This window comes from Arthrobacter sp. Y-9 (genome assembly GCF_029690065.1).
In the GTDB taxonomy this organism is placed as follows: Bacteria; Actinomycetota; Actinomycetes; order Actinomycetales; family Micrococcaceae; genus Arthrobacter_E.
The window spans coordinates 2,687,793-2,709,693 of record NZ_CP121463.1 but is presented as its reverse complement, the minus strand read 5'-3'; the positions used below and the strand labels follow the sequence as shown (position 1 = coordinate 2,709,693).

The following is a 21,901-nucleotide window of genomic DNA, read 5'->3' as shown; positions in this document are numbered from 1 at the left end:
GGTGGCGCCAGGAAAGAGCCGGGCCACGCACCTAGACTTAACGGGTGACTTCCGAGACCCCGACCTCCCCGACCGTGCCGCACAGCCAGCCGGTGACCGCGCAGGACGGCGCCGCCCTCCCGGAGCGGGCTGCGATCATCGATCTGGCCGCCATCCGCCACAACGTCCGCCGCATGGCGGAGATCGCGGCGCCGGCGAAGGTCATGGCCGTGGTCAAGGCCGACGGGTACGGTCACGGCGCTCTCCCCACCGCTCAGGCGGCGCTCGACGGCGGCGCGAGCTGGCTCGGCACGGCCCACGTGAGCGAGGCGCTGGCTCTCCGGAACGCCGGGATCGACGCGCCGCTGCTCGCGTGGCTGCACACCCCGGACACTGACTTCACCGCTGCCATCGAAGCCGGCATCGACCTCGGCTGCTCGGGCTGGGAACTGGAGCATATCGTCGCCGCCGCGCGTTCCGTGGAGCACCCGGCACGCGTCCACCTCAAGGTCGACACCGGCCTGGGCCGGAACGGGTCCACGGTCGAGTCGTGGGACCAGCTCATCGGCGAGGCCATCGACTACCAGGATCAGGGTCTGCTGCGCGTGGTCGGCATCTTCTCCCACCTGGCCGTGGCCGATGAGCCGCACCGCCCGGAGACGGATCACCAGCTGGACGTGTTCCGTGAGGCGGTCGCGCTCGCGGAGGATGCCGGGATCGACCCGGAGGTCCGGCACCTCGCCAACACCCCGGCCACGTTCACCCGGCCGGACGCGCACTTCGACCTGGTCCGCGTGGGCATCGGCGTGTACGGGCTGTCGCCGTTCGCGGATCAGCGCAGCGACGACCTCGGCCTCATCCCCGCCATGACCCTCCAGACCCGGGTGGCGAACTGCAAGGCCGTCCCGGAGGGTCAGGGCGTCTCCTACGGACTGCATTACAAGACCAAGGCCCCCAGCACCCTCGCCCTGATCCCGCTCGGCTACGCGGACGGCGTGCCGCGCATCGCCACCGGCGGGCCGGTCCGGCTCGCCGGGCGCACCTACCCCGTGGTCGGCCGGATCGCGATGGACCAGATGGTGGTGGACCTCGACGCCGCACTGGACGGCGCGGAACGGCTCGCCCTGGTGGGCACCCCCGCGGTGCTCTTCGGCTCGGGCCGCGACGGCGGGCCGCTCGCCGATGACTGGGCCGCCGCCGCGGGCACCATCAACTATGAGATCGTGACCCGGATCAGCGGCAGGGTCCCGCGCGTCTATGTGGACAGCGAGGCCCGTCCGGATGCTGCGCCCGCCGAGGCGCGCCCGGCCGCCCGCGAAGAGACCGACACCCGCCAGGAGACGGACGCATGAGCGAAGCCCGCTGGACCGCGACCTTCCACGTGGCCGATGTGGAGGAGACGCAGGCGCTCGCCGAGACCATCGGCGCCACCCTGGACGCCGGTGACCTGCTCATCCTCAGCGGCGGTCTCGGCGCCGGGAAGACGACCTTCACCCAGGGACTGGGCCGCGGCCTCGGCGTCCGCGAAGGCATCATCTCGCCCACCTTCGTCCTGGCCCGTCGGCACCCGAACCTGCCCGACGGCCCGCGTCCGGGCGGCCCGGACCTGGTGCACGTGGACGCCTACCGGCTGGGCAGCGCGGAGGAGCTCGAGGACATCGACCTCGAGGAGACCCTGGACACCTCGGTCACCGTGGTCGAGTGGGGCCGGGACCGCGCCGAGCAGCTGTCCGCCAGCCGCCTGGAGATCGACCTGGAACGCGCCACCGGCCAGGAGGCCGGGGAGCAGATCATCCTGGATTTCGAGGATGAGGACGAACCGCGCACCCTCACCGTGACCGCGTACGGGGACCGCTGGGCCGAGCGCCCGGCGTGGGCCCGCGCCACGAACGCATCAGCCACCCCGCAGGAAGGGAACCAGTGACGACAGTCCTGTCCATCGACACCTCGGCCATCGCCGGCGCCGCCATCCTCCGGACCGCGCCCGACGGCGTGGAGGTCCTGGCACGCTTCGCCACCGAGGACACCCGCAGCCACGCCGAGGTCACCGCCCCGGCCGTCGCAGGGCTCCTCGAGGAGACCGGCCTGACCGGCAAGGACCTGGACGCGATCATCGTGGGCGTCGGACCGGGCCCGTTCACCGGGCTGCGCGCCGGGCTGACGGTCGCGCGCACGCTCGGCTTCGCCTGGGGTATCCCCGTGCACGGTGTCATGAGCCTGGACGCCATCGCCGCGGCGGCGGTCGACGCCGGGGCGCCGGAGCGTTTCCTGGTCGCCACCGACGCGCGCCGCAAGGAGGTCTACTGGGCCCTCTACACCCACGACGCCGGCGCCCCGGTCCTGCTCGACGGCCCGCACGTGCAGCTCCCGGCCGAGGTCCCGCTCGGCGAGCTGCTGGGCGACGCCGCGGCGCGTGGCACCGCCGTGTACGGGGCGGGCGCGGGGCTGTACCCCGGAGCCCTGCCCCCGGTGGAGGGCTTCGCGCACACCCAGCCCGGCGCCGTCGCGCTCGGAAAGCTCGCCCTGCAGCGCCTGGCCCGCGGCGAGCAGCTCCTGGACACCGAACCGCTGTACTTGCGGGAATCCGACGCCCAGGTGCCCGGCCCGAGGAAGCGGGCTCTGTGAGCGGGAACGACGAATCGCCCCGGAGGTATGTGGTGGATGAGCGGGATCCCGGGTTCAGCCTGCGCGCGATGACCCCGGAGGACCTTCCGGTGGTGCACGGCCTGGAGGAACGGCTGTTCCCGGAGGACGCCTGGCCCCTGGACATGTTCGAGGCCGAGCTGATGCAGCGGGACACCCGTGAGTACTTCGTGGCGACCATCGGCGGCACGGTGGTGGGGTATGCGGGGCTCATGTGCATCCCGCCGATCGCCGATGTGCAGACCATCGCCGTGATCCCGGAGTTCGAAGGCCGGGGGATCGGCTCCGCGCTGCTGCGGACGCTGCTCCAGCGGGCGGCGCACGGACAGGCGGATGACTTGCTGCTCGAGGTCCGGGAGGACAACCCCCGCGCGCAGGAGCTCTACAAGCGATTCGGTTTCGAGCAGATCGCGGTGCGGAAGAACTACTACAAGGGCGGGGTCAACGCGCTCATCATGCGGCGGGCGCTGGACCCCGGACAGGGAGCGGACGCCGTGCAGGACGACGGAGGCAAGCCATGAACCGAACCGAACCGCTGATCCTCGGCATCGAATCCTCGTGCGATGAGACCGGGGTCGGGATCGTGCGCGGCAGCACGCTGCTGAGCAACACGGTGTCCTCCTCGATGGACGAGCATGTGCGCTTCGGCGGCGTGATCCCCGAGATCGCGTCCCGCGCCCACCTGGAGGCGATCGTCCCCGCCCTCGACGCGGCCCTCACGGAGGCCGGAGTCACCCTCGACGAGCTCGACGGCATCGCCGTGACGGCGGGCCCGGGGCTCGCGGGCGCGCTCATGGTGGGAGTGAGTGCCGCGAAGGCGCTCTCGGTCGCCACCGGCAAGCCGCTCTTCGCGATCAACCACCTCGTGGCGCACGTCGCGGTCGGGCTCCTCGATCAGCAGGTCTTCGCACCCGGCCCCGAAGGCTCCGCCGCGCTGCCGGAGAACCTCGGCGCCCTCCTGGTGTCCGGCGGGCACACGGAAGTGCTGCGCGTGCGGAGCATCCACGACGTCGAACTGCTCGGCAGCACGATCGACGACGCCGCGGGCGAGGCTTACGACAAGGTGGCGCGCCTGCTCGGGCTGGGGTACCCCGGCGGACCGGTGATCGACCGGCTGGCCCGCGAGGGTGATCCGAAGGCCATCCGGTTCCCGCGCGGCCTGACCCAGCCGAAGTACATGGGCACCGCGGAGGAACCCGGCCCGCACCGCTACGACTGGTCGTTCAGCGGCCTGAAGACCGCCGTCGCGCGCTGCGTGGAGCAGTTCGAAGCGCGCGGTGAGGAGCCTCCCGTGGCGGACATCGCCGCGAGCTTCCAGGAGGCCGTGGTGGACGTGGTGACCGCGAAGGCGATGCTCGCCTGCAAGGAGCACGGCATCACGGAACTGCTGCTCGGCGGCGGGGTGGCGGCGAACGCGCGGCTGCGCGAGCTGACCGCCAAGCGCTGCGCGTCGCACGGGATCAGCCTGCACGTGCCGCCGATCAGCCTGTGCACGGACAACGGCGCGATGGTCGCGGCGCTGGCGTCACGGCTCGTGATGGACGGCGCGGAACCGTCGAGCCTCGGCTTCGCCCCGGACTCGTCGCTGCCGGTGTCCACGGTCCTCCTGCCCTAGTTTTCGCCCGCGAACCGCCAGTAGGTGCCCGTATTCCGCATGGATACGGGCACCTACTGGCGGTTCGCGCAGGGGAGGTCCCGCGCGGGGGCGGGGCGGTCAGGCGGACAGCAGATCGATCAGCGCGTTGGCGGTGACGGCGCTGGACTGAGGGTTCTGTCCGGTGAGCAGGTTCCCGTCGATCACGAGGTGCGAGGACCAGGGGGCATCCGTGGCCACCACGGCTCCGCTCTCCCGTAGACGGGATTCGAGCAGGAACGGGGAGAGCTCACCGAGGCCGCCCTGCTGCTCCTCCACATCGCTGAACGAGGTGAGGCGACGCCCGGCGAAGAGGAAACCGTCGCCATCCCGTGCGGACAGCAGACCCGCCAGCCCGTGGCACAGGGCCGCGATGGGCAGGCCGTCCCGGTCCGCGTCGGCGAGGAGCGCCCCCAACCCGGGATGGTCTACGAGATCCGCCATGGGCGCATGGCCGCCTGGCAGAAAGAGCGCGTCGATGTGTTCCAGGCTCGTGTCTTCCAGTGCCACGGGGTTCTCGAGTGAAGGGGCGATCCCGTCGAGATAGGCGCGGAACCGTGCGGCGGCCTCGGGCTCCACACCGCCCTGCGCCGACAGGCTGGCGGGATCGACGGTGGGAGCGACGCCTCCCGGGGTCGCGAAGGTGACCTTGAGGCCGGCTTCGCTGAAGAGCCGGTGAGGCTCCGCGACCTCCTCCGCCCAGAAGCCGGTGGGATGCAGGGTGCCGTCCGAGAGGCGGAGTTCGGTGGCCGCACTGAGGACCATGAGGATGCTTGACATGAAGAGCTCCGTTCGATGAGCCGGCCGACGATCGGCCGCTATGGAGTGAAGCCATGGACCATCGGGATTCTTCCGTGACCCGTCAGCAAGCCATAAGATTTCTGATGACGGAAGGGTGGCGGAATGAATCTCGATGTGGTGCAGAGTTTCCTGGAGATCTACCGGAGGGGGTCCCTGACGGCTGCGGCGACCGCACGCGGACTCAGCCAGCCCGCGGTCAGCGGACACCTCCGGCGCCTCGAAGAGCACCTGGGCGAGAGCCTCTTTCAGCGGACCGGCCAGGGAGTGACGCCCACCGCCCGTGCCGACCTGCTGGCCCACCGGCTCGGAAGCCACCTGGACGAAGTGAAGGCGGCACTCCGGGAGAGCGATGAGGAGGGGTGGACGGGCACGGTGAGGATCGGAGCCGCTGCCGAGATCACCGCGGCCCGGCTGGTCCCCGGGCTGTCATCGTTGGCCGGCCCGGGCCTGCAACTGCGATTCACCACCGGACATCCGGAGGGGCTGCTTCCAGAGCTCGTCGAGGGTCGGCTGGACCTGGTGGTGTCCTCGGTCCGGCCGCGGATGCCAGGGGTGGAGGCCGTGCCGCTCATTGATGAGGAGTTCGTCCTGATCGCCGCCCCGGGGATCGCACGGCGAGTGGATCCGGAGCTCTTGAGCTCCTCGCCCCTGAAGGCGCTGGCGTCACTGCCTCTTGTCGCGTACTCCGAGGAACTCCCCATCATCCGTCGGTACTGGCGCAGCGAGTTCGGGCAGCGGCCGGGTAACCCCGTGGCGCTCCTGGTTCCGGACCTGCGGGCGGTGCTGGCCGCCGTCGTCGCTGGCGTGGGGGTGTCCGTCCTCCCGCGCTATCTGGCCGGTCCCGCCGTCAGCGTGGGGCAGGCCGAGGTGCTTCATGAGCCGGTGGTGGCTCCGCTCAACACCCTTCATCTGGCACGCCAGGGCGGAGTGCCTCCGACTCCGGCGGCGTCGCGGGTGGCCCGCCGGCTCCGGGAGCTGGCCTCGTCGTGGGGCGATCTCTGACGAGGGCTTCCTACTTCGGCGGCAGGGACGCGGCGTAGTCGACGCCGACGCGCACCCAGCGTGCCAGCCCGTCGTCGTCGCGGGTCACGTCATCGGCCACGCGCAGCCAGCCGTCCATGGCTCTGCCCCGCATGACCGCGCGCTCGACGCCGGGATGGGAGCAGAGCTCGTCGCTCGCGGTGGGATCGGCGCGGAGCATGAGGCCGCCCTGTCCGCTCGCGCTCACGGCCATGTTGCCGCCCACCAGGAAGGCGAGCCCGCCGAACATCTTCTTCTCGGTGAAGTCCACGGCGCCCGTCAGCAGATGACGGATCCGGGCCGCGAGTTCCTCGTCGTATGCCACGCCCTCATCGTCGCACCGGGACGGGGGAGCGGCAATGGTTTTCCCGTCGCCAAGGAGTCGCGAAGGAACAGCTCACGCCCGGAAAACGCCCGTGACAGGGCACGACGTGTTCCCTCGCGGGGTCGGGGAGGGGCGATCAGGCGTCGGGGCCCTTGCGCATCTGCTGAATGAGGTCGAGCACGACGGCGTGCAGGTCGCCGTCGTTCGCTGCCGCCACTTTGCGCTGCCGCTGGTAGCCGGCGCCCCGCTCGATGATCTTGTCCACGTGGGCGAGTTCCTCGGAGCAGCCGAGCTTGGCCGCGATGGGCTCGAGGCGGTTCAGCACGTTGTTGCGCAGGTGGTCGGTGACCAGGAGTTCGTCGCCGGCCCGGTTCAGAATGATGATGGCGTCCAGGCCGTAGCGGGCCGCACGCCACTTGTTCTCCTTGAGGAACCAGCGCGGCATGGTGGGGATGGCCCAGCCGGCATCGAGCTGCTGGGATGCCTCCTCGACCAGGCACTGGGTCAGCGCGGCGATGGCGCCGACCTCTTCGAGGGTGGCGAGCCCGTCGCAGACCCGCATCTCGATGGTGCCGAGAGCGGGCACGGGGCGGATGTCCCAGCGGATCTCGCTGCCGGTGTCGATCACCCCGGTGGTGAACATGTCGTAGACGTAGTCCTCGTACTGCCCCCAGGACTGGAAGGTGAACGGCAGGCCCGCGGTGGGAAGCTGCTGGAACATGAGGGCCCGCTGGGAGGCGTAGCCGGTGTCTTCCGCGCCCCAGTACGGGCTCGAGGCGGAGAGCGCCTGGAAGTGCGGCATGTAGTTCAGCAGCGCGTCCATGACGGGAAGCGCCTTGTTGCGGTGATCGAGGCCGACATGCACGTGGACGCCGTAGATCACCATCTGGCGGCCCCACCACTGGGTGCGGTCGATCAGCTTGGCATAGCGCTCCTTGTCCGTGACGGGCTGGAGCTGCGGCGGGCTGAAGGGGTGACTGCCGGCGCAGAAGACTTCGACGTCCATGGGGTCGGTGACTTCGCGGACCGCGTCGAGGGAGCGCTGCAGATCGGCCTTGGCCTCGGACACGGTGTGGTGCACGCCGGTGACGAGTTCCACGGTGTTCAGGAGGAGTTCCTGTTTGATGTGCGGGTGTTCTTCGCCATCCTGGAGCCCGGGGTGGTTCGCGGTGACCTGGTCCAGGACTTCCTGGGCCACGGACGCGAGCTCTCCGGTGTGGCCGTCGACGAGAGCGAGCTCCCATTCAATGCCGAGTGTGGACTGCTCCGAGTCTGCGAAGTCGATCTGCACCTGGTCCCCTCCTTCTTGCTCGGCTTCCTCTGAGTGGCGGTCAGGAGACCTTGCCGATGCTTGCGTAAGTCTAATATGCGAGGGGCCTCGGCCGAGCTGGTGAATCCTGCGTGACAGCGGGAGATGCGTCACGCGCTGACACATGACGCCGCGCGTCGCCGGGGGACAGGACCGCCCCTCGAATTGATAATGAGAATCATTCTCATATAAGCTCTCTCCATGCATCTCACCATGGTCAGCTCCCTGGACAGCCACTGCCGCGCGGAGGCCGTGAAGCTCGTGGGCCGAGGTCACCGCGATTCGGTGCTCGTGCTCCATGACCTGCTTCCCGACTCCCGCGTCCTGCGCCGGGTGCACTTCCGCGACCGGATCATCGACCGCCAGGAGAAGCTCCTGGAACACGGCTGCCTGGCCTGCACCGTCCGCCTCGACGTCGTGCCGACCGTGCGGGAGTTCGCCCGCGCGGGCTGTCCCCATCTGGTGCTCGGCCTTCCGCCCGGGGTGGCCGCGGGTCAGGTGCTGGAGGAGCTGCGGATCAACGGGCCCGAGGATCTGGTGATCGACAACCTCCTCGTGGCCGTGGACCCGTCCGAACTCGACGATCAGATCTGGGATCCGCGGACCCTGCATGACGCGGGGTTCACCCCGATGCCCGCGGACGACCGCGTGAGCGGCGAGTTCCTGGTGGGCGAGTTCGTGCTCGGCGACACCGTGCTGACCGTTCCCGGGCTGTCGGCCTCCCTCGCCACGGACCTCGCCGTGGACGCCGCCTCGAACCTTGCTGCGGACGCCGACGCCGACCGCGGCGCCGATGCTCCCTCGGCGCCGGCATTCCCCGGACCGTCGTGGACCGAGGGCGTGCGCCTCCTGGGGCACCTGGCGCCCCATGCCGCGGTGCTGGGCGCCGGAGACGAGTTCCGGCCCGGATGCCACGACAGGGCGGAGGCGCTGACCCGCTCGCGCCCGGGGGCGGTGCTGGCTCCTCGGGAGCAGGACCCGGCCGATGGCCCGGGAGCGTTCCGCACCGTGGTGCACCGTCTCGCCCGGCCTCTGCATCCGCTCCGCCTGCATCTGAACCTCCCGGAGCTGGCCCAGGGGGCGCACTGGCTGCGGGGCACGCTCCGTCTGGCGTCGTCCGGCTACCGGAGCGTGGCGCTTCAGGGCGTCGGGCCTCGGGTGTGGATGGAACTGGCCGAGAGGCCCGCGCCCGGCGCCCGCCCGGAGCCGTTCCCCACGCGCTGGGGAGGGGGTCCGCTCACGGCGGAGGCCGCCGTCGTCGCCGTGACGGGGCGTGTCGAGGACATCGACCCGGCGGCGGTCGCGCGGCTGCTCGATTCCTGCCAGCTCACTGACGCCGAGCTGGCCCTCAACCCCGCGCGCTTCCCCGACCCGTTCGGTCTGCCGGACCGCGATCCGACGGCCTGGCCCGGCCTGTGACCGCGGCGGGCCCCACGCTTCCACCATCCCCATCCCGAAAGGAACAGCCATGAAAGTCCGCAATTCGCTGCGCGCCCTGAAGAAGGTCCCCGGAGCCCAGGTGGTCCGGCGGCGCGGCAGGACGTTTGTGATCAACAAGAAGAATCCGCGGTTCAAGGCCCGGCAGGGCTGACTCCGCCACGGCCCGGCGTCCACGGACGCCGGGCCGTGCAGTTTAATGAGCGCATGGCGATCTTGAACAAGGACATGACCCTCTGCATCTCCCTCGCGGCGCGGCCCAGCAACATCGGGACCCGTTTCCACAACTACCTCTACGAGAAGCTCGGGCTGAACTTCGTCTACAAGGCCTTCGCCCCGGCCGATCTGGCCGCCGCGGTGCAGGGTGTCCGCGGCCTGCCGATCCGTGGCGCCGCCGTGTCCATGCCGTACAAGGAGGCCGTGATCCCGCTGGTGGATCACCTGGCGCCGTCGGCCGCCGCGATCGACTCGGTCAACACGATCGTCAATGACGACGGCGTCCTGACCGCCTACAACACCGACTACCAGGCCGTGGAGCGCCTCCTCGCCGAGAATCGGGTCGACAGCGGGCTGTCCGTCATGCTCCGCGGCTCCGGCGGCATGGCGAAGGCCGTGGTCGCCGCCTTCCGGGATGCCGGCTTCCGCAACGTCACCGTCGTCGCGCGCAACGAGGAGAAGGGCCGCGCCCTCGCTGGGCTGTACGGCTTCGCCTGGCAGGCCGACGACGACGGCGGCCACCTCGCGGACGGGTCGCAGGCCCAGGTGCTGGTCAATGTCACTCCGCTCGGCATGCGCGGCGCCGAGGAGGACGCGCTGTCCTTCCCGCAGTCGGCGATCGAGGCGGCCGAGCTGGTGTTCGACGTCGTCGCCATGCCGTCCGAGACTCCTCTGCTGAAGGCCGCCCGCGCCGCCGGCAAGCCCGTGATCACGGGCGCCGAAGTGGCGTCGATCCAGGCGGAGGAGCAGTTCGTGCTGTACACCGGGGTGCGTCCGGACGCGGAGCTCGTCCGCGAGGCGAGCGAGTTCTCCCGCCGCGAGGCCTGACAAGCCGCCCGCCGCAAGCCCTTCACAGCTCCTGTGCAGTCCTGTCCGGACCCCTTGGCGGCGCATCACTAAACCGTTATAGTTCCTGGCAGCGGCGCAGCGCTGCGCCGCCAGCGACCTGAAGGGCGGTATCTGAATGTCCAGTTCCAGCATGACCAGCAGGCGAACCTTCCTCACCGTGGGCGGAGCGGGCCTGGCCGGAGTGCTCGGCCTCGCCACGGCCCCCGCGGCCTCGGCTGCCGGCGGCGCCTCGGCGGGAGTGCATCCCGTCATGGCGCCGGCCGGCGTCCCCGTGCCGGGCAGCGGCGGCATCCCGGCCGGGCCGTCCACCTTCGGGTGGAATCCCCGGGACCTGCTCGACTTCGACCCCGCGACCACCCCGTGGGGCCGGCATCTGCGGTGTCTCCTGCCGCGGGCCGAACGCATCGCGCCGTTCGCGCCGACGCAGGCCCACCCCGACCTCGACCCGGCCGTCCAGCTGTCCACCCTGACCATCGACGACGCCGGTTCGGTCTACGAAGGGCGGAACCAGGCGATCGGCCAGGAACCGTATGTGTACACGCAGCGGTACTGGCCGTACATCGACATCTGGGGGACCTGGCACGGACAGGTGCTCGCCTCCGTGCCGGATGACGTGGTGAAGAACCCGTCCGCCCCGGGCCGTGACTACGGCGTCATCGACATCCCGAACCCCGGATGGACCGAAGCCGCGCACAAGAACGGCGCCCGTGCCATCGGCGGCTGGTTCTGGCCCCGCAGCACCACGGCGTTCGATGAGTTCCTCGTGCAGCGCGCCGACGGCGGATTCCCGGTGGGGGACAAGATCGTGGAGCTGAAGCAGTACTTCGGTTTCGACGGGCTCTTCATCAACCAGGAGGCCTCGATCACCAAGGCTCAGGTGGGCAAGCTGTTCGAGCTCTTCCGGTACATCAAGTCGATCGACCCGGACTTCTATCTGCAGTACTACGATGCGGTGCTGCCGGACAGCGGAGTCCTGGACTATCAGAACGAACTCAACGCCCGGAACCTGCCCTCGCTCGGCACGCCGGGGGACCGCGCCGTCGACTCCATCTTCATCAACTACGACTGGCCGCGCGTGGATCCGGGCCTGCGGAACAGCGCGGCCGCCGTCAAGGCCGCCGGCTTCGACCCCCGCGAGGTCGGTTTCGCCGGGGTGGAGCACCAGAAGGGCGGCTTCCGTCCGATGGAGTGCTTCGGGGACCTGGCGGCGCCGGGGAAGCCCGGACCGCTCTCGGTCGCGCTCTTCGTGGACAGCGAGTTCTGGCTGGACGCCGCTCACCGTGGCGAGGTCCATGACCCGGAGGGCCGTGCGCGGTACCGCGATCTGGAGCAGAAGTTCTGGTCCGGGCCCACCGGGAATCCGGCGGAATCGGGCCGGCTGGAGCCGCGCAAGCCTCCATACCGCAGCGACGTGCTGAACTACCGGCAATGGGACGGCATCGCCCATTCCGTGGTCGAGCGCTCGCCGTACGGTGCGCTGCCGATCGTGCACTCGTTCAACGTGGGCGTCGGGTCGTCGTTCAGTGTCGGGGGACGGGCGGTCAGCTCGCGGGGCTGGGACAGCCAGGGCATCGCCGACCCCTCGCTCAGCTGGCAGTACTGGACCGAGGGCCGGCTCGCCGTCGCGCTGGATGAGACCGCCTCCTACGACAGCGGCCACAGCCTCTCCGTCTCCGGCACGGGCGTGCTGCACCTCTTCAAGACCGACCTCCGCCAGAGCCGTGCGGTGCAGGTGGAGGTGGTCGCGAGCCCCGGTCTGACCCTGGAAGTCGGGGTCACCCGCCGGTCGAAGCCGGGCCGCATCGAGTGGCGGCCTCTCACGCGCGACGGCGGCCCGTCAGCCCCGTGGGCGCCGCACCGCGGCGTCATCCCGGCCGACCGCGACGCCGTCGTGCGGCTCTCGCTGCGGATCAGCGGCGCCGGACGGCTCGGACGCCTGTCCTTCCGCGAGTCGGGGGCCACGACGGCGCCCGCGGCGGTGCGTGGCCTGGCGGTCCGGACGGTCGGTGGCGGCACGGACGTGGAACTCACCTGGGCCCTCGGCAGCGGCGCGACCGCGTATGACGTGTTCCAGGGGGACGCGTGGCTCGGCAGGACGCACCGGGACGCGTTCTTCTCCCCGGCGGTGGACCTGGCTTCGGGCCGGACGTTCTCCGTGGTGCCGATCTCGGCCGCAGGAGTCCGCGGGACGGCCACTCGGGTCACGCTCGCGTGATGCGGCGCCCTGAGGCGCTGTTCGCCGGTCACTGTCACCGCGGACAGCGCCTCAGGGCCGGCTCACGTCGGGCTCGGCCCGACACCCGCTCAGCCGCGGTCGACCGGCTCCACCACGATCACCACGCGGTCCTGGCCGATCCTGGTCAGGACCAGGGTGGCGTGGTTCCCTCCCTTGCGCGGCTTGCCCGGCAGGAGGAGTTTCCGGAGTTCCTCGGGGGTGACGGCGGTGCCGCGCTTCTTGATGTCGAGGCTGCTCACGTCGTGGGCTTTGACCCAGTTCCGGAGAGCCTTGACGTTGTACGGCATGGTCTCGAGGATGCGGTAGCTCCGCGCGAAGGGCGTTGCAAGAGCCTTCTCGCTTGCGAGGTAGGCGATCTGAGGATCGAGGAAGTGCGCCCCGATCCGTTCCGCCAGATCCGAGACGAGCCCGGCGCGGATGACGGCGCCGTCGGGCTCGTGCAGGAAGCCCTCCACCGGGCCGGTCAGCGCCTCCGGGCTCTCGCCGAACTCTGTCCCGGAGGTGAGTTCCACTCGACCCGCGGGTGTCAGCAGGAGCGCCGAGCGCCGGACGCCCTCCCGCGCCAGGGCGTTGAACCAGAGGGTGACCTCCGTGACGTCGCCGTCCACGGACACCCACTGGGCCTCGCAGCCCGCCGGGATCGATTCGTGGGGCATGCCCGGGCCGAACTTCACACCCACGGCCTTCTCCTCCGCGGCGAGGCGCTCCACGAAGGACAGGGGAGGGGAGAACGCTTCGGGGTCCCACAGCCTGGCCGAGCCGGACGTGGAGACCTCCCGGCGCGCGGGATCCAGCCACACGCCGTCGTACTCCGCGAGGTCCAGCGTAGTGGCGTCCGTGTGCAGCACGCGCGCCTCCGGGAAGGACCGCAGATTCACGGCGGCGCAGGCGGCGGTCTCCTCGTCCCGCTCGACGGCGGTGACGTCGAGGTTGAGGGACGCCAGGGCCAGCGCGTCGGCGCCGAGGCCGCAGCCGAGGTCGATCACGCGTGTCACCCCGGCCCGGCGGTACCGTTCGGCGTGCAGGGCCGCGACGTTGAGCCGGGTTGCCTGTTCCAGGCCGGCCGGGGTGAAGAACATGTCCTGCGCGAACGGACCGAACTTCGCCTCCGCCTTCGCCCGGAGCCGGCTCTGGGTCAGCAGGGCGGCGACCAGGGCCGGATCATGTCCCTCTTTACGGAGCCGGAGGTTCTGCGCCAGGGCGTCCTTCTCGGAGTAGGGTTCCAGCGAGTTCAGCAGGGAGAAGGCCTCGGCAGTGAGCAGGGGCGCGATCTGGCCGTCGGGGGTGGGCATGGTTCCAGCCTAGTGCGCGGGCCGGCGGCGGAAGGGTCGCGGGCGGAGCGGGCGTCCAGCCATGGCCGGTAGGCTGGCAGTATGAGCGCCCACCAGCCCAGATCATCCGCCTCGAGCTCCCGGAAGGTGCTGGTGGCCCTGCTCGGCGAGTATTCGCGGGCCCTGCTGATCGTGGGCGTGGTCGTGCTCCTCGTGGCCTTCGCCGTCCTGGGTGTGCTGTGGGTCCTCGACACGTTCAATGCCGCCGTGTACTCCGTGGACGGCAAGAACATCGCCGACGCCACCGAGGAGGCGAAGGGGCTGCGGGAGATCTACTCGCCCGTGCGCGCCGGGGCCTGGGTGGTCCTCATCCTCGCCGCCGTGTTCGCCGCACTCGGGGCCGTGGGGCTCTATCTCAACCGCGACAACCGTCCGAAGGGGCAGGATCCTGAGCAGGGCGACCTGGGCGTCGAGGACATCCTCGACTGACCGTGCCCCGGCCCCGCGCCGAACGTCGAGGCGGAGGTGTTCCGCCGATGACGAATAGTTGGCACTCGCCTTGACCGAGTGCTAACGCATCCCTACAGTTGCTATTAGCACTCGTACCCCTCGGGTGCTAAGCCCAAGGTTGCTGCCGGCACCGCGACGACGGTTGGCACCGCGGCTGAAGACGTAAGAAATCTCATGCAAAGGAGAGATCGTGTCGGTCTCCATCAAGCCTCTTGAGGATCGTATTGTCATCCGCCAGCTCGCCGCTGAAGTGACCACCGCTTCCGGCCTGGTCATCCCGGACTCCGCTCAGGAGAAGCCGCAGGAAGGCGAAGTCGTGGCCGTTGGCCCCGGCCGCGTGGACGACAATGGCAACCGTGTTCCGATCGACGTTGCCGTGGGCGATGTCGTGCTGTACTCCAAGTACGGCGGCACCGAGGTCAAGGCCGGCGGTGAGGAGTACCTCGTGCTGTCCTCCCGCGATGTCCTGGCGATCATCGTCAAGTAACGCCCCTACAGCTCATGTAGCGCAGATCCCCGCACCATGACCGGGTGCCCGGCCTGGCCGGTGCCCCCTGTCGGTGACGGGGATCTGCTCTTGAAAGGACACTCATGGCAAAGCAACTGGCGTTCGACGACGCCGCACGCCGCGCGCTCGAGGCCGGTATCGACAAGCTGGCCAACACGGTCAAGGTCACCCTCGGCCCGCGCGGCCGCAACGTCGTGCTGGACAAGAAGTGGGGCGCGCCCACCATCACGAACGATGGTGTGACCATCGCCCGTGAAGTCGAGCTGGACGACCCCTACGAGAACCTTGGCGCACAGCTCGCCAAGGAGGTCGCCACCAAGACCAACGACGTGGCCGGCGATGGCACCACCACCGCCACCGTTCTGGCCCAGGCCCTCGTCAAGGAAGGCCTCCGCAACGTGGCCGCCGGCGCTGCTCCGGGCGAGATCAAGCGTGGCATCGAGACCGCGGTGGAAGCCGTGGCCGATCGCCTTCTGGAGAACGCCCGTGAAGTGGAGGGCAACCACGTCGCGAACGTGGCCGCCATCTCCGCGCAGTCCGAGGAGATCGGCGAGCTGCTCGCCGAGGCCTTCGGCAAGGTCGGCAAGGATGGTGTCATCACCATCGAAGAGTCCTCCACCACCCAGACCGAGCTGGTCCTCACCGAGGGCATGCAGTTCGACAAGGGCTTCCTGTCCCCGTACTTCATCACGGACCAGGACCGCCAGGAGGCCGTCCTGGAGGACGCCTTCATCCTGATCAACCAGGGCAAGATCTCCAGCCTTCAGGACCTGCTTCCCCTGCTGGAGAAGACCCTGCAGGCCAACAAGCCGCTCTTCGTGATCGCTGAGGATGTCGACGGTGAGGCTCTGTCCACGCTGATCGTCAACCGCCTGCGCGGCACCCTGAACGTGGTCGCCGTCAAGGCTCCGGGCTTCGGCGACCGCCGCAAGGCCATGCTGCAGGACATCGCGATCCTGACCGGCGCCCAGGTCATCTCCCCGGAGCTGGGCCTGAGCCTGGACCAGGTGGGCCTCGAGGTGCTCGGCACCGCCCGTCGCATCACGGTCACCAAGGACTCCACCACGATCGTGGACGGCGCCGGCACGGCCGACGACGTCGCCTCGCGGGTGGCTCAGCTGCGTGCCGAGCTGGAGCGCACGGACTCCGAGTGGGACCGTGAGAAGCTCCAGGAGCGCCTGGCGAAGCTCGCCGGCGGTATCGGTGTCATCAAGGTCGGCGCCGCCACCGAGGTCGAGCTCAAGGAGAAGAAGCACCGCATCGAGGACGCCGTGTCCTCCACGCGTGCCGCTCTCGAAGAGGGCATCGTCTCCGGCGGTGGTTCCGCTCTGATCCACGCTCTCAAGGCGCTGGATGAGAGCCCGGCCGTCGCCGCCCTGCAGGGTGACGCCGCCGCTGCCGTGGGCATCGTCCGCCGCGCTCTGGCTCAGCCGCTGCGCTGGATCGCCCAGAACGCCGGCTTCGACGGCTTCGTGGTGGTCTCCAAGGTCTCCGAGCTGGAGAACAACCACGGCTTCAACGCCAAGACCGGCGAGTACCAGAACCTCATCGAGGCCGGCGTCATCGACCCGGTCAAGGTGACCCGTTCGGCTCTGCGCAACGCGGCCTCCATCGCCGCGCTGGTGCTGACCACGGAGACCCTGGTCGCCGAGAAGCCCTCCGACGAGGATGAGCACGCAGGTCACCAGCACTGACCCGTCTCTGACACGGAAAGGCCCGGATCCCCCCAATGGATCCGGGCCTTTCGTGTTGTCGGGGCCGGCTCACCGCCGGCGGCTGGGCTCAGCGGCCGGGCGTGGCGCTCGGCTTCGGACTGGTCGGAGCCGGTGTGACCGGCGACGACGGCGCGGGGGAGCGCGGCGCGGACGTCGCACCGGCGCCGGGCACGGCGCTGCCTGGTGTTGCAGGGCCGGGTGTGGTCGGGCTGGGCGCGGGACTCATGCCCGGGGCCACGGCTCCGGACGTGCTCCGCGGCGCGACGACCCACGGGCCGGGATCCTCCGCCGGGGCCAGATCGATCGGGATGCTGGACCCGTCGTTGGTGAAGAACCGGACGTTCTCCAGGCGCGTGCCGTCCGGGCCGTAGACGAAGAACGGTCCCACGACCGAGCCGTTGTGGCAGACGCCGTCGTACAGGGCGCACGATCCTGCGGGGACGTACCCGGTGTACTCCTTGGTGCTGTTCGCCACCGAGATCGCCATGGGGACCGTGACGAGGGATGCCACCACCGTCACCACATTGGTGATCGTCCGCAGCCGGGCAGGCCGGTGTCCGGGCCGGAGGACCTTGGTGCTCCAGCTGACGCTCAGCACCACGCAGAGGATGAAGAACGCCCACGTCAGCGGTCCGTGCGGGAACACGAAGCGCGGGACGCCCGATCCCCACGCCGACGCGATGATCTGATACACCGTCCAGGCCCGGACCACCCACCAGAGCGGTCGCAGCAGGACGAGGAAATCCCAGGTGGCCCGGAGGAGGGGGTATCGATCCGCGGCGAGGCGGAGCTTGGTGACGGCCTCGCGGTATAGGGCGGTGAAGCCACGCACCGCGCCGGACCGGCTCTCGCTCCTGGGGGCGAGTCCGGCGGACGTCCGCAGTTCCGCCGCGTACGAGGCCGGCGATTCCAGCGGCGCCGTCCCGGACTCACGGAACTGCTCCAGGAGGTCGGCGTCGAGGCCTTCGGTCAGCTCGTCGACGTCGTGCTTCGGCAGATCGCCGAGCTCGCGGCGTACGGCCGCCGCGTAGTCGGCGATGGCTGCCGGGACGCCCGTGGTTCCAGTGGTGCTCATTCCGTCTCCTGGGTGGTTTCGGTGGTGCGGGTGCCGGGGAGCGGACCCCCGGAGATCAGCAGGTCCATGCTGCGCGAGAAGTCCTGCCATCCTTTGGCCTGGACCTCCAGCAGGGCCTTGCCCTGCGTGTTGATGCCGTAGTACTTCCGGTGCGGGCCCCCGTCGGAGGGCACGACATAGCTGCTGAGCGCGCCTCCGTTGTAGAGCCGGCGCAACGTGCCGTACACCGAGGCGTCCCCGACCTCCTCGAGTCCCGCCGCGCGGAGCCGTCGGACGACGTCGTAGCCGTAGCCGTCCTCACGCTCCAGCACGGCCAGGACGGCCAGGTCCAGGACACCTTTGAGCAACTGTGTGGTTTCCACGGATCCCCCTTTCCGACCTCATGGTTCGTCCACGGATCTTCTGCACACGACACTACTACGCAATGCACACTAGTCAAGAGTGCGGAGTAGGCCAGTAGGTCCCGAGGAGGCGCATAGCCGGCGCACAGGCTAGAATGTAACGATGAGATAACGCTCCGACGGCTGGATAGGTATGCTCACCGCGACGATGAAGAACGCCCTCACACGGCTCTCTGGAGGCACGGCTCGCACGGCCGGCCCCTCGAGCCCCGACGCGACCCCTTCCGCGGGCGCGGCGCGTTCCTTCCGTCCGGAGATCCAGGGGCTCCGCGCTCTCGCGGTCCTGATGGTCGTCACCTATCACGTCTGGTTCGGGCGCGTGTCCGGAGGCGTGGACGCGTTCCTGCTCATCTCCGCCTTCCTCATGACACTGCAGTTCACGCGGCGCTTCGAACGGGGGCAGCGGGTCAGCCTGCCGAAGCACTACCTCCATGTCTTCCAGAGGCTGCTCCCTGCGGCCGTCCTCGTGATCGTGGTGGTGCTCCTGGCCGTCCGGTTCCTGGTGCCCGCCACGCGCTGGGCCGACATCATCGGCCAGGGCCTCGCCTCGCTGTTCTATGTGGAGAACTGGGCCCTTCAGGCGCAGTCCGTGGACTACTACGCCCCGGACCATTCGCTGGCGAGTCCCTTCCAGCACTTCTGGTCGCTGTCCATCCAGGGGCAGATCTTCATCCTGTGGCCCCTGATCTTCGTGCTCTGCGGAATCCTGGCGCGGAAGTTCGGCTGGAACTACCGCGCGGTGCTGATCCCGGTGTTCTCTGTGGTTTTCGTGGCGTCCTTCATCTTCTCGGTGCAGTACACCGCGAGTCATCAGGCGCTGGCGTACTTCGACACCTTCGCCAGGATGTGGGAGTTCGCGCTGGGAACCCTGCTGGCGCTGGTCCTGCCGTACCTGAATTTCCCCCGCACGGTGCGGATCGTGCTGGGCTGGGCCGGCGTGGCCGCCATGCTGAGCTGTGGGTTCATCCTCGACGTCCAGGGAGCCTTCCCCGGTTATGTCGCCCTGTGGCCGACGCTCGCCGTGTCCGCGGTGCTGGTCGCCGGCGCCACGGAATCCCGGGTGGGGGTCGATCGGATCCTCAGCTCCAAGACCCTGGCGCGGCTCGGTGGGAACTCCTACGCGCTGTATCTCTGGCACTGGCCGGTGCTGACCCTCGCTCTCGTGGTGGCCGACCGGGAGTCCGCGGGCTTCCTGCTGGGCCTGGGCATCATCGTCTTCTCCCTCGCGGCCGCGGTCCTCACCACGCGCTTCGTGGAGAAGCCGCTGCGCAGCTGGAACTGGGTCGAGCGGAGGACGAGCAACGCGGTCGTCGCGACGGTGACGCTCGTGATGTGCGCCGCCGTGCCGCTGACCGCCTGGCGGGTCGACTACAAAGCCAAGTCCATGACGCCCGTGAGCGTCTCCACCGTCACCAACCCGGGCGCCACCAGCCTCGAGCCCGGCTATGTCCCGGAGGAGCAGTCGGCCAGCGCCGTCGTGCCCCAGCCGGAGCGCGTCGGCAGTGACTGGTCCACGCTGGAGGGCGGCTGCGAGGGCGCCTTCAGCCCGAGTCAGGGAGACGAGGTCATCCGCAACTGCGCCCTGCAGCCCGCCGAGGGGACCGCGTCCAAGACCGTTCTGGTGGTGGGTCACTCCCACGCTCAGCAGATGCTCGCCGCGATCAAGCCTCTGGCGGCCCAGCAGAACTGGAACCTCATCGCCGATGTGAAGGGCGGTTGCCCGTACTCCGTGGAGCCCACGGGCAACGAGGAGTGCGACGCGTTCAACGCCGATCTGCGCCAGTACATCAAGCAGCTCAAGCCGGACCTCGTCATCACGATGGCCACCCAGTCCACCCCGGACTCCCCGGACGAGCAGCTGAGCACCGGATTCGAGAGCACTGCCCGCGATCTCGGCGAGCAGGGCATCAAGGTGGTCGGGCTGCGGGACAACCCCCGCTCCTCCAAGAACCTCGCCGAATGCGCGCTGGTCAAGGGCGTCGACAACCCGGCCTGTGTGATGCAGCGGGATCAGGTGCTGCCGGCGGTGCCCGTCTACGCGCCGCTGGAGCCGGTCCTGAAGAACACCACCTTCATCGATCTCAGCGACTACATCTGCCTGCCCACCACGTGCCCGCCGGTGGTGGGGAAGGTGCGGGTGTTCCTGGATTCGAACCATCTGACGGAGACGTTCGTGGACACGCTGGCGGCGCCGTTCGCGTCGGAGTTCACCCGGCTCATCAAGTGGTGAAGCTCACGCGGGCCCGGAGGAACAGCGGCCCCGTCTGTCGCGTTTAGAATTAATCAACTACGCACGGACCAGACCCGTAATGACTGGCTGGTCATCTGTTGCACACCCACCCGGTATCCCCGAAAGAGGCGCACTCATGACCACCCCTGAACACGATCCGTTCGGCTTCGTGGGACTCACCTACGACGACGTCCTGCTCCTGCCCGGCCACACCGACGTCATCCCGTCGGACGCCGACACCTCGTCCCGCATCTCCAAGCGCATCACGGTCCAGACCCCGCTGCTCTCCGCGGCCATGGACACCGTCACCGAATCCCGCATGGCCATCGCCATGGCGCGTCAGGGCGGCCTTGGCGTCATCCACCGCAACCTGTCCATCGCGGACCAGGCGGACCACGTGGACCGCGTGAAGCGCAGCGAATCCGGCATGATCACCAACCCGCTCGTGGTGGGTCCGGACGCCACACTCCTCGAGCTGGACCAGCTCTGCGCCCGCTACCGCGTCTCCGGTCTTCCGGTGGTCGACGCCGACAACCGCCTGCTCGGCATCATCACCAACCGCGACACCCGCTTCGTCCCCGAGAGCGAGTACCCCAACCGCCTCGTGCGCGACGTCATGACCAAGATGCCGCTCGTGACCGGCCGTGTCGGCATCACCCGTGACGAGGCCTCGGACCTCCTCGCGAAGAACAAGATCGAGAAGCTCCCGCTCGTGGATGCGGACGGCCGTCTCCAGGGCCTCATCACCACCAAGGACTTCACCAAGGCGGAGCAGTACCCGCTGGCCACCAAGGACGAGGAAGGCCGCCTCCGCGTGGGCGCCGCCATCGGCTTCTTCGGTGACGGCTGGGAGCGCGCCATGACCCTGGTCGAGGCCGGCGTCGACGCGCTGTTCGTGGACACCGCCAACGGCCACTCGCAGGGCGTGCTGGACATGATCGCCCGTCTGAAGGCCGAGAAGTCCGCCGCGCACGTGGACATCATCGGCGGTCAGGCCGCCACCCGCGAGGGTGCGCAGGCCCTGATCGACGCCGGCGCCGACGGCATCAAGGTCGGCGTGGGCCCGGGCTCCATCTGCACCACGCGCGTCGTGGCCGGGGTGGGCGTCCCGCAGATCACCGCCATCTACGAATCCGCCAAGGCGGCCATCCCGGCGGGCGTCCCGCTGATCGCCGACGGCGGTCTGCAGTACTCGGGCGACATCGGCAAGGCCCTGGTCGCCGGCGCCGACACGGTCATGCTCGGTTCGCTCCTGGCCGGCTGTGCCGAGTCCCCGGGCGACCTGATCTTCGTCAACGGCAAGCAGTACAAAAGCTACCGCGGCATGGGCTCCCTGGGCGCCATGCAGAGCCGCGGCAAGAACACCTCGTATTCGAAGGACCGCTACTTCCAGGCGGACGTCTCCGGTGACGACAAGCTGATCCCCGAAGGCATCGAAGGCCGCGTCGCCTACCGCGGCCCGCTGTCCTCCGTGGCGTACCAGCTGGTGGGCGGCCTGCGCCAGACCATGTTCTACGTCGGCTCCCCGAACATCGCCGAGCTGAAGGCCCGCGGCAAGTTCGTCCGGATCACCCCGGCCGGCCTCAAGGAGAGCCACCCGCACGACATCCAGATGACGGTCGAGGCGCCGAACTACACCTCGCGCTGAGTTCCGGTGCGGCGCTGAGCCTCTGAACAGCGCCGAGCAGCACCTCGCTGACGACGACGGCGGCGGGCCACCTTACCGGGTGGCCCGCCGCCGTC

Annotated in this window: 21 protein-coding genes; 15 read left to right on the top strand and 6 right to left on the bottom strand. The window is 69.6% G+C overall.

Translation table 11 applies throughout. The annotated features are described in order from the left end of the window. Positions 1-74: 74 nt before the first annotated feature. From alr to tsaD, 5 genes are all read left to right on the top strand, one after another. Complete coding sequence (gene alr, locus P9849_RS12205; protein ID WP_278269160.1) at positions 75-1,331, top strand: alanine racemase; 1,257 nt, start codon at positions 75-77, stop codon at positions 1,329-1,331. Further along, entirely contained in the window at positions 1,328-1,903 is a 576-nt protein-coding gene (tsaE, locus tag P9849_RS12200; protein WP_278267044.1) for a tRNA (adenosine(37)-N6)-threonylcarbamoyltransferase complex ATPase subunit type 1 TsaE, read from the top strand. Before alr ends, tsaE begins: the two co-directional genes overlap by 4 nt. After that, the gene (gene tsaB / locus P9849_RS12195) at positions 1,900-2,604 is read left to right on the top strand and encodes a tRNA (adenosine(37)-N6)-threonylcarbamoyltransferase complex dimerization subunit type 1 TsaB (RefSeq protein WP_278267043.1); all 705 of its coding nucleotides are present in this window, start codon (positions 1,900-1,902) and stop codon (positions 2,602-2,604) included. The genes tsaE and tsaB overlap by 4 nt, the downstream gene beginning before the upstream one ends. A 68-nt stretch (positions 2,605-2,672) precedes the next feature. Next, positions 2,673-3,143 carry a ribosomal protein S18-alanine N-acetyltransferase gene (rimI, locus tag P9849_RS12190; protein WP_278269159.1) on the top strand — a complete coding sequence of 157 codons (471 nt, stop codon included), beginning with the start codon at positions 2,673-2,675 and terminating at the stop codon, positions 3,141-3,143. Next, positions 3,140-4,237 carry a tRNA (adenosine(37)-N6)-threonylcarbamoyltransferase complex transferase subunit TsaD gene (gene tsaD, locus P9849_RS12185; RefSeq protein WP_278267042.1) on the top strand — a complete coding sequence of 366 codons (1,098 nt, stop codon included), beginning with the start codon at positions 3,140-3,142 and terminating at the stop codon, positions 4,235-4,237. Before rimI ends, tsaD begins: the two co-directional genes overlap by 4 nt. Before the next feature lie 99 nt (positions 4,238-4,336). On the opposite strand, the gene P9849_RS12180 is transcribed toward tsaD, so the two are convergent. Beyond that, positions 4,337-5,035: a type 1 glutamine amidotransferase domain-containing protein gene (locus P9849_RS12180; protein WP_278267041.1), complete on the bottom strand. Its 699-nt coding sequence runs from the start codon at positions 5,033-5,035 to the stop codon at positions 4,337-4,339. Between the two features lie 123 nt (positions 5,036-5,158). On the opposite strand from P9849_RS12180, the gene P9849_RS12175 reads away from it, so the two are divergent. Beyond that, on the top strand, positions 5,159-6,058 hold the full coding sequence (locus P9849_RS12175; protein WP_278267040.1) for a LysR family transcriptional regulator: 900 nt from the start codon (positions 5,159-5,161) through the stop codon (positions 6,056-6,058). Between the two features lie 10 nt (positions 6,059-6,068). Here P9849_RS12175 and P9849_RS12170 read toward each other — a convergent pair whose 3' ends face one another. Both P9849_RS12170 and P9849_RS12165 read right to left on the bottom strand, forming a co-directional pair. Then, positions 6,069-6,401: a TfoX/Sxy family protein gene (locus tag P9849_RS12170; protein WP_278267039.1), complete on the bottom strand. Its 333-nt coding sequence runs from the start codon at positions 6,399-6,401 to the stop codon at positions 6,069-6,071. 136 nt (positions 6,402-6,537) lie between these two features. Further along, positions 6,538-7,692 carry a glutamate--cysteine ligase gene (locus P9849_RS12165; protein ID WP_278267038.1) on the bottom strand — a complete coding sequence of 385 codons (1,155 nt, stop codon included), beginning with the start codon at positions 7,690-7,692 and terminating at the stop codon, positions 6,538-6,540. Positions 7,693-7,911: 219 nt separating this feature from the next. Here P9849_RS12165 and P9849_RS12160 point away from each other — a divergent pair, with 219 nt between their 5' ends. The 4 genes from P9849_RS12160 (at position 7,912) to P9849_RS12145 (ending at position 12,427) form a co-directional block, all read left to right on the top strand. After that, entirely contained in the window at positions 7,912-9,129 is a 1,218-nt protein-coding gene (locus P9849_RS12160) for a GTP-binding protein (protein WP_278267037.1), read from the top strand. Between the two features lie 49 nt (positions 9,130-9,178). Beyond that, the gene (gene ykgO / locus P9849_RS12155) at positions 9,179-9,301 is read left to right on the top strand and encodes a type B 50S ribosomal protein L36 (RefSeq protein WP_278267036.1); all 123 of its coding nucleotides are present in this window, start codon (positions 9,179-9,181) and stop codon (positions 9,299-9,301) included. A 53-nt stretch (positions 9,302-9,354) separates the two neighbouring features. Further along, a complete protein-coding gene (locus P9849_RS12150) occupies positions 9,355-10,191 on the top strand; it encodes a shikimate 5-dehydrogenase (RefSeq protein ID WP_278267035.1) in 837 nt (278 codons plus the stop codon). 151 nt (positions 10,192-10,342) lie between these two features. Then, positions 10,343-12,427: a hypothetical protein gene (locus P9849_RS12145; RefSeq protein ID WP_278267034.1), complete on the top strand. Its 2,085-nt coding sequence runs from the start codon at positions 10,343-10,345 to the stop codon at positions 12,425-12,427. Positions 12,428-12,516: 89 nt separating this feature from the next. Here P9849_RS12145 and P9849_RS12140 read toward each other — a convergent pair whose 3' ends face one another. Further along, positions 12,517-13,740, bottom strand: coding sequence for a class I SAM-dependent methyltransferase (locus P9849_RS12140; RefSeq protein WP_278267033.1), 1,224 nt, complete (start codon positions 13,738-13,740; stop codon positions 12,517-12,519). 81 nt (positions 13,741-13,821) lie between these two features. Between P9849_RS12140 and P9849_RS12135 the strand changes: the two genes are divergently transcribed. The 3 genes from P9849_RS12135 to groL all read left to right on the top strand — a co-directional run bounded on the left by P9849_RS12135 (position 13,822) and on the right by groL (position 16,431). Beyond that, positions 13,822-14,208: a hypothetical protein gene (locus P9849_RS12135; protein ID WP_144627767.1), complete on the top strand. Its 387-nt coding sequence runs from the start codon at positions 13,822-13,824 to the stop codon at positions 14,206-14,208. Positions 14,209-14,419: 211 nt separating this feature from the next. Then, on the top strand, positions 14,420-14,716 hold the full coding sequence (gene groES, locus P9849_RS12130) for a co-chaperone GroES (protein WP_066211406.1): 297 nt from the start codon (positions 14,420-14,422) through the stop codon (positions 14,714-14,716). 104 nt (positions 14,717-14,820) lie between these two features. Beyond that, positions 14,821-16,431: a chaperonin GroEL gene (gene groL, locus P9849_RS12125; protein WP_278267032.1), complete on the top strand. Its 1,611-nt coding sequence runs from the start codon at positions 14,821-14,823 to the stop codon at positions 16,429-16,431. Between the two features lie 88 nt (positions 16,432-16,519). Here the strand turns inward: groL and P9849_RS12120 are convergent, their stop codons facing one another. Further along, the gene (locus P9849_RS12120; protein ID WP_278267031.1) at positions 16,520-17,527 is read right to left on the bottom strand and encodes a hypothetical protein; all 1,008 of its coding nucleotides are present in this window, start codon (positions 17,525-17,527) and stop codon (positions 16,520-16,522) included. Further along, positions 17,524-17,889 (bottom strand): PadR family transcriptional regulator, encoded by a 366-nt coding sequence (locus P9849_RS12115; RefSeq protein WP_278267030.1) that lies wholly within the window; start codon positions 17,887-17,889, stop codon positions 17,524-17,526. Before P9849_RS12115 ends, P9849_RS12120 begins: the two co-directional genes overlap by 4 nt. Before the next feature lie 172 nt (positions 17,890-18,061). Between P9849_RS12115 and P9849_RS12110 the strand changes: the two genes are divergently transcribed. After that, entirely contained in the window at positions 18,062-20,158 is a 2,097-nt protein-coding gene (locus P9849_RS12110) for an acyltransferase family protein (protein WP_278267029.1), read from the top strand. Positions 20,159-20,294: 136 nt separating this feature from the next. After that, complete coding sequence (gene guaB, locus P9849_RS12105) at positions 20,295-21,806, top strand: IMP dehydrogenase (RefSeq protein WP_278267028.1); 1,512 nt, start codon at positions 20,295-20,297, stop codon at positions 21,804-21,806. Positions 21,807-21,901 lie beyond the last annotated feature (95 nt).

Excerpts from the sequence above, each read along its gene's own strand:
- tsaE (WP_278267044.1), top strand. The coding sequence starts at position 1,328 with ATGAGCGAAGCCCGCTGGACCGCGACCTTCCACGTGGCCGATGTGGAG.
- rimI (WP_278269159.1), top strand. The coding sequence starts at position 2,673 with ATGACCCCGGAGGACCTTCCGGTGGTGCACGGCCTGGAGGAACGGCTG.
- tsaD (WP_278267042.1), top strand. The coding sequence starts at position 3,140 with ATGAACCGAACCGAACCGCTGATCCTCGGCATCGAATCCTCGTGCGAT.
- P9849_RS12180 (WP_278267041.1), bottom strand. The coding sequence starts at position 5,035 with ATGTCAAGCATCCTCATGGTCCTCAGTGCGGCCACCGAACTCCGCCTC.
- P9849_RS12175 (WP_278267040.1), top strand. The coding sequence starts at position 5,159 with ATGAATCTCGATGTGGTGCAGAGTTTCCTGGAGATCTACCGGAGGGGG.
- P9849_RS12160 (WP_278267037.1), top strand. The coding sequence starts at position 7,912 with ATGCATCTCACCATGGTCAGCTCCCTGGACAGCCACTGCCGCGCGGAG.
- ykgO (WP_278267036.1), top strand. The coding sequence starts at position 9,179 with ATGAAAGTCCGCAATTCGCTGCGCGCCCTGAAGAAGGTCCCCGGAGCC.
- P9849_RS12150 (WP_278267035.1), top strand. The coding sequence starts at position 9,355 with ATGGCGATCTTGAACAAGGACATGACCCTCTGCATCTCCCTCGCGGCG.
- P9849_RS12145 (WP_278267034.1), top strand. The coding sequence starts at position 10,343 with ATGACCAGCAGGCGAACCTTCCTCACCGTGGGCGGAGCGGGCCTGGCC.
- P9849_RS12140 (WP_278267033.1), bottom strand. The coding sequence starts at position 13,740 with ATGCCCACCCCCGACGGCCAGATCGCGCCCCTGCTCACTGCCGAGGCC.
- P9849_RS12135 (WP_144627767.1), top strand. The coding sequence starts at position 13,822 with ATGAGCGCCCACCAGCCCAGATCATCCGCCTCGAGCTCCCGGAAGGTG.
- groL (WP_278267032.1), top strand. The coding sequence starts at position 14,821 with ATGGCAAAGCAACTGGCGTTCGACGACGCCGCACGCCGCGCGCTCGAG.
- P9849_RS12120 (WP_278267031.1), bottom strand. The coding sequence starts at position 17,527 with ATGAGCACCACTGGAACCACGGGCGTCCCGGCAGCCATCGCCGACTAC.
- P9849_RS12110 (WP_278267029.1), top strand. The coding sequence starts at position 18,062 with ATGCTCACCGCGACGATGAAGAACGCCCTCACACGGCTCTCTGGAGGC.
- guaB (WP_278267028.1), top strand. The coding sequence starts at position 20,295 with ATGACCACCCCTGAACACGATCCGTTCGGCTTCGTGGGACTCACCTAC.